At 39.6% G+C, this 15,182-nt stretch carries 12 protein-coding genes; 2 read left to right on the forward strand and 10 right to left on the reverse strand.

The window, feature by feature from the left end:
* Positions 1 to 16 precede the first annotated feature (16 nt).
* From gyrA to xerA, 4 genes are all read right to left on the reverse strand, one after another.
* A complete protein-coding gene (gene gyrA / locus AC056_RS07350) occupies positions 17 to 2,731 on the reverse strand; it encodes a DNA gyrase subunit A (protein WP_077163177.1) in 2,715 nt (904 codons plus the stop codon).
* Between the two features lie 364 nt (positions 2,732 to 3,095).
* Positions 3,096 to 4,028: an electron transfer flavoprotein subunit alpha/FixB family protein gene (locus AC056_RS07355; protein ID WP_077163178.1), complete on the reverse strand. Its 933-nt coding sequence runs from the start codon at positions 4,026 to 4,028 to the stop codon at positions 3,096 to 3,098.
* A 17-nt stretch (positions 4,029 to 4,045) separates the two neighbouring features.
* Positions 4,046 to 4,795, reverse strand: coding sequence for an electron transfer flavoprotein subunit beta/FixA family protein (locus AC056_RS07360; protein WP_004699812.1), 750 nt, complete (start codon positions 4,793 to 4,795; stop codon positions 4,046 to 4,048).
* Between the two features lie 465 nt (positions 4,796 to 5,260).
* Complete coding sequence (gene xerA / locus AC056_RS07365; RefSeq protein WP_077163215.1) at positions 5,261 to 6,148, reverse strand: site-specific tyrosine recombinase/integron integrase; 888 nt, start codon at positions 6,146 to 6,148, stop codon at positions 5,261 to 5,263.
* Between the two features lie 166 nt (positions 6,149 to 6,314).
* Here xerA and AC056_RS07370 point away from each other — a divergent pair, with 166 nt between their 5' ends.
* A complete protein-coding gene (locus AC056_RS07370; protein WP_077163179.1) occupies positions 6,315 to 6,938 on the forward strand; it encodes a LysE family translocator in 624 nt (207 codons plus the stop codon).
* A gap of 50 nt (positions 6,939 to 6,988) precedes the next feature.
* Here the strand turns inward: AC056_RS07370 and AC056_RS07375 are convergent, their stop codons facing one another.
* From AC056_RS07375 to AC056_RS07400, 6 genes are all read right to left on the reverse strand, one after another.
* On the reverse strand, positions 6,989 to 7,594 hold the full coding sequence (locus tag AC056_RS07375; protein WP_077163180.1) for an alpha/beta fold hydrolase: 606 nt from the start codon (positions 7,592 to 7,594) through the stop codon (positions 6,989 to 6,991).
* Between the two features lie 102 nt (positions 7,595 to 7,696).
* A complete protein-coding gene (gene dapF / locus AC056_RS07380) occupies positions 7,697 to 8,542 on the reverse strand; it encodes a diaminopimelate epimerase (RefSeq protein ID WP_019457312.1) in 846 nt (281 codons plus the stop codon).
* Between the two features lie 5 nt (positions 8,543 to 8,547).
* Positions 8,548 to 9,798 carry a diaminopimelate decarboxylase gene (gene lysA, locus AC056_RS07385; protein WP_077163181.1) on the reverse strand — a complete coding sequence of 417 codons (1,251 nt, stop codon included), beginning with the start codon at positions 9,796 to 9,798 and terminating at the stop codon, positions 8,548 to 8,550.
* Positions 9,799 to 9,820: 22 nt separating this feature from the next.
* The gene (lptM, locus tag AC056_RS07390) at positions 9,821 to 10,045 is read right to left on the reverse strand and encodes an LPS translocon maturation chaperone LptM (protein WP_077163182.1); all 225 of its coding nucleotides are present in this window, start codon (positions 10,043 to 10,045) and stop codon (positions 9,821 to 9,823) included.
* A gap of 140 nt (positions 10,046 to 10,185) precedes the next feature.
* On the reverse strand, positions 10,186 to 11,592 hold the full coding sequence (locus tag AC056_RS07395) for an amino acid permease (protein ID WP_031944927.1): 1,407 nt from the start codon (positions 11,590 to 11,592) through the stop codon (positions 10,186 to 10,188).
* Positions 11,593 to 11,892: 300 nt separating this feature from the next.
* Positions 11,893 to 13,416 carry an alanine/glycine:cation symporter family protein gene (locus tag AC056_RS07400; RefSeq protein ID WP_077163183.1) on the reverse strand — a complete coding sequence of 508 codons (1,524 nt, stop codon included), beginning with the start codon at positions 13,414 to 13,416 and terminating at the stop codon, positions 11,893 to 11,895.
* Positions 13,417 to 13,755: 339 nt separating this feature from the next.
* Here AC056_RS07400 and radA point away from each other — a divergent pair, with 339 nt between their 5' ends.
* Entirely contained in the window at positions 13,756 to 15,144 is a 1,389-nt protein-coding gene (radA, locus tag AC056_RS07405) for a DNA repair protein RadA (protein ID WP_077163184.1), read from the forward strand.
* The last annotated feature ends 38 nt before the right edge of the window (positions 15,145 to 15,182 follow it).

Consider the following 15,182-nt stretch of genomic DNA (forward strand, 5'->3'; position numbering starts at 1 on the left):
TTTATTTTAAAACATCTTATTCTTCAGAAGTATCTTCATTATTAGATACTGCTTCTTCACTATCGGTTTCAGTCGTATCTACTTCGCCTTCAAGAAGTTCTTCTTCGTCTTCTACAGCTTCAATTGAAACCACACCAACCAAAGTTTCTTCTTCGCTTAAACGAATGAGACGAACACCTTGAGCATTACGGCCTGTCATTGCAACCTCTGCGGCACGTGTGCGAACAAGCGTACCACCATCAGAAATCAACAATAACTCTTTAGTTTCATCAATAGAAACTGCACCAACTAGCTCACCGTTACGTTCAGTTGTTTTAATTGCAATAACACCCTTACCACCACGTTTCTTGGTTGGGAAGTCATTTACAGGGGTACGTTTACCATAACCGTTGGCACTCGCACATAGCACTTCACCAGTCTCTGGCACAACTACAAGGGATACAATACGACTTACTAGATTTGAATCTGCTGAATCATCGTTATCATCTGATTCATCGTTTTCAACGTCTGCATCATCTTCACTTAAGGTACTGCTTGCGAAGCTCACGCGCATACCACGTACACCTTTCGCTGTACGACCCATTGCACGTACGTCAGTTTCAGCAAAACGAATTGCTTTACCTTCGTTAGAGAACAACATGATTTGCTGATTACCATCAGTAATCGCAACACCAATTAAGGTATCTTCTTCATTGAGCTCAATAGCACGTAAACCATTTGAACGAATGTTTGCAAACTGTTCTAACTCAACACGCTTAACCGTACCAGAAGCAGTCGCCATAAACACATAGTGGTTTTCTGGGAACTCTGTTAACGGCAAGATAGCAGTGACGGTTTCATTTGCATCTAAAGGTAACAAGTTCACGATTGGACGGCCTTTTGCCCCACGTGATGCTTGAGGAACTTCAAATACTTTCAGGCGATACACTTTACCTACGTTGGTAAAGCAAAGTACCGTCGCATGGTTCGATGCCACAATCAGATGTTGAATAAAGTCATCATCTTTCATTGAGGTTGCAGACTTACCACGTCCACCACGGCGCTGTGCCTGATAGTCTGAAAGTGGTTGAGTTTTTGCATAGCCCGTTTGAGAAACAGTTAATACCACTTGTTCTTCTGGAATTAAATCTTCACGGCAGAAATCAACACGAGATTCAACAATTTCGGTACGACGTGCATCACCATATTGTTGTAACACTTGTGCTAGCTCTTCACGAATAACAGCCATCAACAAGTTGAAGTCATTTAGAATTGCCGTCAGTTCAGCAATTTGACCTAAAATCTCAGTATATTCTGCATGTAACTTGTCTTGTTCTAGACCTGTTAAACGGTGTAAACGTAATTCTAAAATTGCGCCTACTTGCGTCGGAGATAGACGGTAAATTGAATCGCTTAAACCAAATGGACGATTTGGATCTTCACCTTCAATCTCATCTGGACGAACAGAAATAGCCCCTGCTTTTTCAAGTAATGAAATAACACCACCACCTGCCCACTCACCAGCAAGTAAACGCTCACGCGCTTCAGCAGGGTTAGCAGAAGTTTTGATGGTTTCAATAATTTCATCAATATTTGCTAAGGCAACTGTCAAACCTTCCAAGATATGACCACGTTCACGTGCTTTACGTAATTCGAACATGGTACGGCGTGTCACAACTTCTTGGCGGTGACGAATAAATGCCGCAATAATATCTTTCAGATTCATCAATTTTGGTTGTCCGTTGTCTAGACAAACCATGTTGATGCTGAATGAGTTTTCAAGCTGGGTATTTAAGAATAAGTTATTTACAACGACTTCTGCGTTTTCACCGCGTTTTAAGTCAATTGCAATACGCATACCGTCTTTGTCAGACTCATCACGAAGCTCTGAAATACCTTCAAGTTTTTTCTCTTTAACTAACTCAGCAATACGTTCAATCACTCTTGCTTTGTTGACTTGATATGGAATTTCAGTAAAGACGATGGTTGTACGACCTGTCTTTTCATCTTCTTCGAAATGGTATTTACCACGAATGTGTAAACGACCTTTACCGGTACGGTAGGCATCAACAATGCCTGATTTACCGTAAATAATACCGCCTGTAGGGAAGTCAGGACCAGTAATGTATTCCATCAATCCTTCAATTGAGATATTCGGATTATCAGCATAAGCCAAACATGCATTCACAACTTCTGTCATGTTGTGTGGTGCCATGTTGGTTGCCATACCTACAGCAATACCAGCAGCACCATTAATTAACAAGTTTGGAACGCGTGTCGGAAGTACCTGAGGAATACGTTCCGAACCGTCGTAGTTATCTTCCCAGTCAACTGTGTCTTTTTCTAAATCTGCAAGAAGCTCATGTGCCAGCTTAGTCATACGGACTTCGGTATAACGCATTGCCGCGGCACTATCACCATCGATCGAACCGAAGTTACCCTGACCATCAACCAATAAATAACGTAAGCTAAAGTCTTGAGCCATACGAACAATGGTTTCATAAACAGCTGAGTCACCATGCGGGTGATATTTACCGATTACGTCCCCAACGACACGAGCAGATTTCTTGTAGGCTTTGTTATAGTCATTGCCCAATTCGTGCATGGCATAAAGCACACGACGGTGAACAGGTTTAAGACCGTCTCTCACATCCGGCAATGCACGAGATACGATTACACTCATTGCGTAATCTAAATATGAATGCTTGAGTTCGTCCTCAATGGCAATCGGTCGGATTTCCGATACGCTCATGCATACTCCTTCTTACAGATAGATATTTCTATCCGTTTATATGTCTTGATCTTGCAAAAAATTTAGTTCCGGAAAGTGAACTAAAATCGAAAAAAATATAGCTGTATACTATAGCATAAAAGCACTTTGTAATGTGCGGAATCTACACTGCCAATCTAGTGATATTTGTATAATTTAATTGCATATTATTCTTATCATATCGCTATAACGTGCATCGTCTTGCCTTCATAAAACTATGTGATTTTTATTCTATAAAAATCAAACCTCAAATGAGATACAAGTCTCATTTATGCATTTCATATTAATATTTCCAATAAAAAAACCCTTAGTAAAACTAAGGGTTTTTAACTTTAATCAATACAGATTAAAGCTTAGATACCAATTCAGGTACTACAGCATTTAAATCGCCAACTAACCAGTAGTCAGCAACGCTGTTGATTGGCGCTTCTTCGTCTTTGTTGATTGCAACAATAACTTTAGAATCTTTCATACCAGCTAAGTGCTGGATCGCACCAGAAATACCTACAGCAATGTAAAGCTCAGGTGCAACGATTTTACCAGTTTGACCCACTTGGAAATCGTTAGGTACGAAGCCTGCATCAACTGCTGCACGTGAAGCACCTTGTGCTGCACCAAGCTTGTCAGCTAATGGATCAAGTACTTTGTGGTAGTTCTCACCAGAACCTACACCACGACCACCAGATACAACAATACGAGCAGCTGTTAATTCTGGACGATCAAGTTTAACGATTTCTTCAGATACAAACTTAGAAATGCCTGCATCTTTTACTTCGCCAACTGTTTCAATCGCAGCAGAACCACCTTCCGCAGCAACTGGATCAAATGCTGTACCACGAACAGTACCAACAATGATTGCTTCGTCAGATTGAACAGTTGCAATTGCGTTACCAGCGTAAATTGGACGCTTAAATGTGTTAGCAGATTCAACAGAAATAATGTCTGTGATCATACTTACATCAAGAAGTGCAGCAACACGTGGAAGAATGTTCTTACCAGTAGTGGTAGAAGCAGCTAAAACGTATTTGTAACTTTTGGCTAAGTCAGCAACTAAGCCAGCTACGTTTTCAGCTAATTGGTTTGCATAAGCCGCGTTGTCAGCAAGCAATACTTTGCTTACGCCAGCAACTTTAGCAGCAGCGTCAGCAACTGCTTGAGCGCCTGAACCAGCAACTAATACAGTAATATCACCACCGATTTTTTGTGCTGCAGCAACAACGTTTAAAGTAGCACCGTTAAGTGTTTGGTTGTTGTGATCAGCGATAACTAAAATACTCATGATTTTATCCTTCCGTATTAGATCACTTTCGCTTCATTTTTCAATTTTTCTACAAGCTCATCTACAGATTTCACTTGTACGCCAGCTTTACGTTCTGCTGGAGCTTCAACTTTAACAGTTTTAAGCTTAGTACCAGCTGTAACACCGTAATCAGCAGGAGATTTAGTATCAAGCGGTTTTTTACGAGCTTTCATAATGTTAGGCAATGCTGCATAACGTGGCTCGTTTAAACGCAAGTCAGTTGTAATGATTGCAGGAAGTGCAAGCTCAACAGTTTGTAAACCACCGTCGATTTCACGAGTCACTTGTACTTTACCGCCATCTACTTTCACTTCAGAAGCGAATGTACCTTGACCAGCACCTAATAATGCGCCAAGCATTTGACCTACTTGGTTAGAGTCATCATCAATTGCTTGTTTACCAAGAAGGATAAGTTCTGGTTTTTCAGCATCAACAACACCTTTTAAGATTTTAGCAACTTCTAAAGCGCCAATTTCGTCAGTGGTTTCAACTAAAATACCGCGGTCTGCACCCAAAGCCATTGCAGAACGGATTTGTTCTTGAGCTTCTTTAGGGCCAACAGAAACAACAACGATTTCTGATACTGTTCCTTTTTCTTTTAAGCGAACCGCTTCTTCCACTGCGATTTCACAAAATGGGTTGATTGACATTTTAACGTTGGTAAGGTCAACCCCACTATTGTCCGGCTTAACACGAACTTTAACGTTGGCATCAACCACGCGTTTTACAGCAACAAGAGCCTTCATGTAATCCTCGGCTGTTCTAGCAAAAGTAAATGTTGAGAAAAGTATATTAACTCTTCGATTAAAATTTTTTAGGTACCCTATCTTGCAATGTGTTTGGCATTTCGGTCAAGTCACAATTTTCTGGAACAGTACAAAAAAAATGAAATCATCAGTTCATAAAAAAAATTTTATACATGATTACCCTCTATTTTATTCTTTTTAAAGTCTATTTTATACATTGATTTTTATTATCTTTTTATTTTATTTACCTTATTAGTAAGAAACATAAGCACGGTGTAAAAGACTCAAAATTTGTCGTTTTCAGGCTATATATGCTGACAAATTGTGCAAAGATCAAAATGGTCAATTGGGTAATTTCACCCTTTTTCTTTATACAAATTTGTAAATAAATACAAATGATCTCTACATTCACCTTATTTAGTGCAATCAAAGTCGCGTATTGATAAATAATTTAACTTAAATGACTTAATGCTTGGTCGCTCGCGGATGAGCTTGATCATACACTTGAGCCAAATGATCAAAATCGATATGCGTATAAATTTGCGTAGTCGATAAGTTGCTATGGCCTAACATTTCTTGGACTGAACGCAAATCACCGCTACTCGATAACATATGGCTGGCGAAACAATGTCGAAGTAAATGCGGATGTAAATCGACATTTACACCGGCTCTTTGCGCCTGAAGTTTTACACGTTTCTCGATTTGCCGTGGAGTAAGCACACCACCTCGTTGAGAAATAAAAACAGAAGCATTTTGGTCAAAATGGCCTTTCCAGATTTTATAAATTTTGAGCCAGTCCAATAGACTTTCTTTTGCCTTTTTCCCAAACGGGACAATACGGGTTTTATTTCCTTTACCCGTAATACGAACAAGATGACGATTAAAATCGATATCTTTAATGGTTAGGCCTTGTAGTTCTGCGAGTCGTAAACCACTTGAATACAGTAGTTCCAACATGGCTTTGTCTCTTAACCAAAGCTGCTGATCAATTGGTTTTTCCGGCATGGGTTGATCTAAAATTTGATTAACCGTTTCTATGTCGATCATGCCCGGCAAGGGTCTAGGCTGACGTTTTAACTTAAAGTCGTCAGTGGGATTAATTTCTAGATATTTGCCTTGTTCCGCCCACTTCATAAACTGACGAATAGAAGTGAGGTGACGCTGCATGCTACTTGCGCTTAACTGGTCTTGCTCAACACGTTGAGCTAGATATTCACGTAAATCTGAAGCTTCAACATTTTTTAAATCAATTTTTTTTGAGTCACAGAACTCAAGAAAGCTTTTCACATCTCGCTCATAAGCCGTGATTGTATGCTCAGACTGATTTTGAATTTTTCTTTCTTTCAACCACATCGAGAGCAGTTGTAATGCAAAATCCAAATTGCTCTCCATTTATTTGCCCATTTTTTTTTGAGTGTACCAAAAACTAATTGATCATGAAAATTTCATATCGCACAGCATAATGAATCTAACTTATATATTACACTTCACTTTAAGTATTCGTCGGAACCTTGCTGTCATGACTACCATACTCATTCCCTACTTAATTGCCATTACTTTACTTACGCTTACTCCTGGCTTAGATACGACTTTAATTATTCGTACCGCTACACTTGAGGGTAAATCTAAAGCGTTCCAAGCAGCTCTAGGAATTAGTCTTGGCTGTATTGCTTGGGGAGTTGTCGTGGCCTGCGGTTTAGGCGCTCTACTTATGGCATCTGATTTAGCTTTTAATATTCTAAAATGGATGGGAGCTGCTTATCTCGCATGGCTTGGTTTAAATATGATTTTAAAACCACGTAGCCGACTCGCAGATATGCAAGAAAATAATTCCAATCGCTCTACTTCAGAGAATTGGTTTATCAAAGGTTTCTTTGGCAATTTACTCAATCCTAAAGTTGGCATTTTTTATATTTCATTTCTTCCGCAGTTCATTCCAGCGCAAGCATCGGCTGTTACTTGGGTAATGGGACTTGTAATGATTCATGTGGTGATTGGAATAATATGGTCAACTTTATTAATTTTAGCTATGCAGCCACTTTCACGTTATCTAAAACAACCTAAATTTGTGAAATATATGGATCGAATTACGGGCAGTATTTTTGTATTGTTCGCATTGAAATTAGCTTTCAGTAAGAGATAACTTAAAAAAAAGCGTGCTAACGCATAGCACGCTAAATAATAGCTAAAGATTTACATGAAGTTTTTTAAGTAGGTTTCTATTTGGACTGCAACTTCATCGGCATGTTTTTCTGCTAATTGATGGTCCCCACCTTTCACAACATATAACGTCGACTTTTCAAACTTTTGATTTAAATATTGGCCTACCTGAACTGGGCTCACTGGATCTTTATCGCCCCAGATTAATAAAGTTCCAACATTTATATCTGGCAAAAACTCTTCGTAGTTAGCATGAGTGGTAACAAACCAATCTGGATATTTTAAAAATGTTTGGCGATATGCTTCACGCCAGTCTTGAACATTAAATCGTTTAAGGTTGATTCCACCAGAAGTAGCAATTAAGACCAACCCTTTCACCAAATGAGGTTTTTTTAGCGCTGCGGCAACGGCAAAAATCCCACCCATAGATTGGGCAACAATGATAGATTCTTCATTAATTTGATCGACCACATAATTTGTTAGGTCTTCAAAACTCTTCACTTCAAGGGATTCTGGTGTATCTCCAAAACCGGGGTAACCAATAATTTTTGTACGGTATTGCTGAGGTAATTTTTCAATTAAAGGATGCCAAAATGCAGTACTGCCTGACGCACCGGGTAAGAAAATTAAATTATTCATATTTTTTATAAAGTAATGAAATTAAAAAATTATTGTACATATAAAAAAAGCCTCTTTTATCACTTTAACTGATGAAAAGAGGCTTCTATTTAGGCTATGCGATTAACCTTGGAAATAACGTAAATCCAAACGCCCATCATATACATGGGTTGTTGGACCAGTCATCCAAACAACATCACCTTCTTGCCATTCAATTTGTAGCTTACCGCCGGCAAGTTCAACTTCAACTGAGTTAGCAAGCAAACCACGGCGCATGCCACTGACCGCAGCAGCACATGCTCCTGTACCACAAGCGAGTGTTTCACCTACACCACGTTCAAATACACGTAAACGCACATGCTTTTCATCAATTACCTGCATAAAACCAGCATTCACACGTTCAGGGAATCGTTGATGTGATTCAACTTGTGGGCCAATACCTGCTACATCAGCAGTGAGTACGTCTGGAACAATAGTGACCGCGTGTGGGTTACCCATGTTGACCACATCAATACTAATGTTTTGGTCATTTGCTAACTCAAGGGTATACAAAGCTTCTGGTTGCTCAGCAATGAATGGAATTTCATTTGGTAGAAACTTTGGGTAGCCCATATTTACGCGCACCCACCCATTTTGCCCAAGCTCTGGCTTTACAATACCTGCTTTGGTTTGTACGGTAATGTTGGTTTTATTGGTTAAATGACGTTCATGTACAAAACGAGCGAAACAACGTACGCCATTACCACACTGTTCAACCTCAGAACCATCTGCATTGAAAATGCGATATTTAAAGTCAGCTTCTGGTAAATCTGGTGGCTCAACAATTAAAAGCTGGTCAAAGCCAACACCAAAGTGTCGATCTGCCAAACGTTGAATGGTTGCCGTATCTAAGTAAGCTCTTTGGCTAATCAGGTCAACCACCATAAAGTCATTGCCTAGGCCATGCATTTTGGTAAATTCTAATAACATCTCATTTACTCCTCAGGCAATAAACGTTCTTTTTCCCAAAGCGACTCAACCGTTTCACGTTCACGAATTAAATAGCTCTTTTCACCTGATACCATGACTTCTGCTGCACGGCCACGCGTGTTGTAATTTGAACTCATGACAAAACCATAAGCCCCTGCACCGAGTACAGCCAACAAGTCATTTTCTTGTAATGCGAGTGAGCGATCTTTACCAATAAAGTCACCTGTCTCACAAATCGCACCAACGAGATCCCATACTTTTTCTTCAGTATCGGTACGTGGCACAACAGGCTGAATATCCATCCAAGCTTCATATAAAGCAGGACGAATCAAATCATTCATTGCTGCATCAATAATGGCAAAGTTGCGATGACTTGTTGGCTTCAGTAAATCAACTTGGGTTAAAAGCACACCCGCATTTGCACTAATGCTACGACCCGGCTCCATATAAACCTTGAGACCTAGTTTTTCTAAAGCTGGTTTCATAGAGTTTGCATATTCTTCAACACTTGGCGGCGTTTCATCTTTATAGCAAACCCCTAAACCACCACCGATATCGATATGTTTAAGATTGATACCAAGTTTTTTCAACTCTTCAATCATTAGCATGACACGGTCTAAAGCATCAACAAACGGTTTAGTTTCAGTGAGCTGCGAACCAATGTGACAATCAATACCTACAATTTCAAGATTAGGTAAAGAAGCTGCGTATTGATAAGTTTCATAAACGGTATCACTTGGAATACCAAATTTATTTTCTTTTAAACCAGTTGAAATATAAGGATGCGTTTTTGCATCAACGTCTGGATTTACACGTAAAGAAATCGGCGCTTTCTTGCCTAAACGAGCTGCCACTTTTTGAAGGCGGTCTAATTCGGCATAAGACTCGACGTTAAAGCAAGCAATACCTACATTGAGTGATGTTTCAATATCTGCTTCGGTTTTACCTAAACCTGAAAAAACAACTTTAGATGCATCCCCACCCGCTTTTAAAACGCGTGCCAGCTCACCACCAGATACAATATCAAAACCCGCACCAAGTTTTGCCAAGACACTAAGAACCGCTAAATTTGAGTTAGATTTCACCGCAAAACAGATTTGATGATCAATAAAATCAAAAGCACGGTCCATATCCAAGTAATGTTTTTCAAAAGCCGCTTTTGAATAAACATACAAAGGTGTGCCAAATTGCTGCGCAAGCTGCTCCATAGAACATTGCTCTGCATGCAATACTCCATTAATGCGAGTGAAACTCATGAATGTGTCCTTATTTCAAAGCTTAAGGTGATGTAGTTTGGTTTTGGGCTGATGATGAATCGACTGGCTGTTCAGACTTTTCATCCTTTTGCACAGCTGGTTTTGATTCTTTATTACGATAAAGCAAGTATTTTGCACGGTTGTCATAATTTGGATCAGAAGGTAGCTGCAATGCTCCTGACTGACCGCAAGCTGTAAGCAAAATACTGCTGCTCAATAAACTGATGAGGCAAATGACACGAAGCATCTGAGCACCTGATTTAAACAATTCGATGCAGTATACCGTGATCATGCAGGCGGCTAAAGAGTAAACTTGAATAGAAAAACAATATGCATAAAAAACGCCAGCTTTTCAGCCAGCGTTTCATCATAACCAAATAAATTTAATTACTTTTTATGACGCGGTTTATAAAAGAAGAAATAACCAATGATCAAGATAACAAACCAAATTGGGCTGACTTTAAGCGCTTTAAACGTGTCTGGCTCTAAAGACAGCACGTAAATCATGCCCACAAAGAAAATAATTGTGATCCAACAGGTAAATAAACCACCCGGCAATTTAAATGTTGATTTGGCATGCAGTTCAGGGCGTGTCGTGTAGTAACGGATATAACTCCAGATAATAAGTAACCACACGCAAATGAACAAAATGGTTGAAAGCGTCGTTGCTAGCGTAAATGCTTCTACTGTATTAGGTACAAAATACTGTAATGCTGCACCTAACAATAAACACGCAGCAGAGAAATACAATGCATTTGCAGGAACTGCTCGTCTATTCAGTTTACCAAAAGCTTTCGGTCCTTGATCTTCACGCGATAAACCAAACAACATACGACTTGTTGAGAATACACCGCTATTCATTGATGACATAACCGATGACAACACCACCAAGTTCATCAAGATTGCTGCCGCTGCAACACCTGCTTGGCTAAACAAGTTTACAAACGGGCTAATCGCAGGATCAATTCTGTTCCACGGCGTTACAGACATCACAATAAGCAATGCCAACACATAGAAAATAATGATACGAATTGGAATGGAGTTAATTGCTTTTGGCAAGTTACGTGCTGGATCTTTTGTTTCCGCAGCCGTTGTTCCCACAAGTTCGACACCAACGAAAGCAAAGATTGCAATCTGGAAACCAGCCAAGAAGCCATGCACACCTGTTGGGAAGAAACCACCATTCGCCCACAAGTGAGTAAATGAAGCAACCTCACCCGTACTAGACGTAAAGCCAGTAAAGATCATCCATAGACCTACAGCAATTAAAATGATAATTGCTAAAATCTTAATGAGTGCAAACCAGAACTCTAACTCACCAAATAAACGTACTGTCAGTAGGTTTAAACCCATAATAAATACAATCGCAGCAACACTAATCATTGCCCCTTCGACAGGCGAGAAAGGTAGACCATTATTGAAGAATTGTAAGTAGTAGATAATTGCAGAAAGGTCAGCGATACCAATCGTGATCCAACATAACCAGTATGTCCATCCCACAAAGTAACCCGCCCATGGGCCAATTAAATCTGTGGTGAAGTCAATAAATGATTTATAGGCAAGATTTGAAAGAAGTAATTCACCAAGCGCGCGCATGACAAAAAACACCATCACGCCAATAATCAAATAAATGAATAAGATCGATGGACCAGCAAGACTAATTGTTTTGCCTGATCCCATAAATAATCCGGTACCAATTGCACCGCCAATCGCGATCAGCTGTAAATGCCGATTGGAGAGGCTTCGATGGAGTTCACCTTGTTCATGAGGCTCACTCAGATTTTGATTCGACATTTTATGAATACACTCCAGTAATTTTTTTAGTCCGTTAGCTAAATCCAAATCAAAAAGACGATATCGCACCATTTGCAGGTATCTTTTAAATGTATATTTTTTGACAACTTTTCAGCTAACCAATTTTGTCTGTATTGCTGATGATTCCAAGCTACATACAATTAAATCCGATAATACGCACAAGCCCATAGCAATACAACGCACTTTTTTGGAACATCCAGTTTCTCATTTAATGATCAATCTCATATGAAAAAAGGTGGTCAATATGACCACCTTTTTAGCTATTTTGGTTGTTAAACTCTAGCTTCCTGTTTTCTTAACTTGCGCATTCAGTTCTTGGTTTTTCTTCAAGCGCTCTTCCCAGAATGTCGCATTTTTAATTCCTAATTTAATAGGATCAAATGTGTACTCTTTTACTCCCGCTTTTTGTTGTTCTTCGTAATCTTTTAACGCCTTAATCGTTGGTTTATAAATAAAGTACGTTACGACAATACCAATAATATTAATCCATGCCATTAAGCCGACACCAATATCACCAATACCCCAGATATAGCCTGTGGCACTCAGTAAACCATAACCTACAGCAAGAATGATTGAACATTTCACAATGAACAATAATGATGGTGATTTTGTAATGTAGCTCAAATAAGCAAGGTTTGTTTCTGCTATATAGTAATAAGCTACGATGGTGGTGAAAGCAAAGAAGAATACGGCTAAAGCAACAAAGATCTGACCAAAATTACCAAAAATAGTGCTCACAGCCATTTGTGTAAATGCAGGAGAACCAATTTCAGTCGAGGCAGGAACATTTTGAACAATGAATTGACCTGCTTCTAAAGCCCCCTGAACATTATATTGGCTTGTCATTAAAATCATAAATGCAGTAGCAGAACAAACAATTATACTGTCAAAGTGAATTGAAAAAGATTGTACTAAACCTTGTTGAGCTGGATGTTGAACTTCTGCTGCCGCTGCTGCGTGTGGACCTGTTCCTTGCCCTGCCTCATTGGCATAAACACCACGTTTTACCCCCCAACCGATTGCAGCACCAAGACCTGCCATTGGAGTAAATGCATCTGTAAAAATCAGGCTTAATACTTTTGGAAGATCTGAGATGTTAACCACAACAATGATAACAGCCATGAGGAAATAACCAATTGCCATGAAAGGTACAACCAGTTCAGCAAACTGAGCAATTCGTTTAATCCCACCAAATATGAGGATAGCAAGCAAACCAATTACGACAACTAAAGCAACAAGTTTATAAACACCTACATCACCAAAAATAATTGCACCTTCACCAGTAATCTGAGTAAAAGCTTTTCCTACTGCATTTGCTTGAATACCCGGTAAAAACAAACCACAAGCAACAATTGCAGCAATAGCAAATACAATTCCCAACCAACGCTGACCTAATCCTCTATCAAAATAAAATGCTGGGCCACCACGATATTGTCCCTGATACTCAACTTTATAAAGTTGACCAAGTGTTGACTCTACATAAGCTGTGCCAGCACCAAAGAATGCTACCATCCACATCCAAAAAACTGCACCAGGTCCACCAAAACCAATTGCTGCAGCAACACCCGCAATATTACCTACACCAATACGACCAGCTAGAGATACGGATAAAGCTTGAAATGATGAAACTCCCTGTTCTGAAGAAGTCCCTTTTATTAATAGTCTGGCCATTTCTTTAATTTGGCGGACTTGAACAAATCGTGTCAAAATAGAAAAGAATAAGCCGACGCCTAAGCATAAGTAAATCAGCGCCTTACTCCATATAATACTATTAACCCAATCAACAATTTCTGCTGCACTCATAGATATCAACCTTTGTATTTTTTAAATACAATACTCATATTATTTTGTTCATTTTCACTTCAGCAATATCCATGCCATACTTATAATAAACAGTGAGATATACACCTTAGTAAAAATACCTTCCTTGGGGATAGCTTAGATTTTTTATATCCACTGAAAACAAACTCTATCTGACTTGTAAAAATCTTATATCGTGTTATTTTTGGTGTCTTTCCCTTATTAGTTCCTTAGAAGATCTCTTCAAATTCCATATTATCTTTTATGAAAATTTTTGGAAAAAGAATGAAAAACCTCCTAAGAACTATATTTATATAATATCGAGCAAAATTTCAATTTTTTATGAGTAAAGTCAAAACTGTTTACCGTTGCGAGCAATGTGGTGCCGATCATCTTAAATGGGCTGGTCAGTGCTCAGAATGTGGTGAATGGAATTCTCTGACTGAAGTCAAACTCGAGCCAACTACAGCCCATCGCGCGCGTCCTAAAATTGGGGGCTATGCAGGCCAAGTTGCCAATATCACAACACTAAATAAAGTTTCGGTTTCTCATGAAACCCGCTTACCTACAGGTATTAGCGAGTTTGACCGTGTACTTGGTGGTGGTTTGGTCACAGGCTCAGTGGTACTGATTGGTGGTGACCCTGGTATTGGTAAATCGACTATTCTTTTGCAAACCGCAACCCATATGGCAAGTGCAAAAAGCTCTGCACTTTATATTACGGGTGAAGAGTCATTGTCTCAGGTGGCCTTACGTGCTCAGCGTCTTGACTTGCCTACTGACCAATTAAAAGTCATGGCTGAAACCTGTGTTGAACGCATTTGTGAAGTTTTAGAGCAAGAAAAACCTGTTGTTGCAATTTTAGATTCAATTCAAACGCTTTATACAGAAACGCTCCAGTCTGCACCAGGTGGTGTCTCACAAATTCGTGAATCTGCTGCTTTATTGACCCGTTATGCAAAAAATAGTGGCACGGCACTCTTTATTGTTGGTCACGTGACCAAAGAAGGTGCGCTCGCAGGTCCACGTGTTTTAGAACACATGGTGGACTGCGTACTTTATTTTGAAGGTCAGTCAGACTCACGTTATCGTATGATTCGTGCTGTTAAAAACCGTTTTGGTGCAGTTAACGAACTGGGTGTGTTTGGCATGACTGATAAAGGCTTACGTGAAGTAGCCAACCCTTCTGCTATTTTCCTAAGCCGCTACGATGAAGCTATTCCCGGTTCAATTGTTATGATTAGCCGTGAAGGAACTCGCCCACTTTTAGTTGAAGTTCAAGCTTTAGTCGATGATGCTCAAGGACAACCACGACGTGTCGCTCTTGGTCTTGAACAAAACCGCTTAAACATGTTACTTGCTGTCATGCACCGTCATGGTGGTGTGCAAACCACAGGACAAGATGTCTATGTCAATATTGTCGGCGGTTTAAAAATTACTGAAACAGGTTCTGACTTAGCTGTTTTACTTGCCTGTGCTTCGAGTTTACGTACCAAAGCATTACCACAGCAACTTGCAGTTTTTGGTGAAGTTGGACTTTCAGGTGAAATTCGCCCAGTACCAAATGGACAAGAGCGCTTGAAAGAAGCTGCAAAACATGGCTTTAAATATGTCATTTTACCTAGAGGCAACGCACCACAAAAAGAGATTCCGGGCGTTCAAGTGATTGCTGTGGCACGCTTACATGAAGCCCTCAATGAAGCAATGCAACTCAGTGATGAATTGACATAAAAAAACATATTTTTATAGTTGAAATTTAGTGTAAATGG

The sequence above is a fragment of the Acinetobacter genomosp. 33YU genome (assembly GCF_001990725.1).
Classification (GTDB): domain Bacteria; phylum Pseudomonadota; class Gammaproteobacteria; order Pseudomonadales; family Moraxellaceae; genus Acinetobacter; species Acinetobacter seifertii.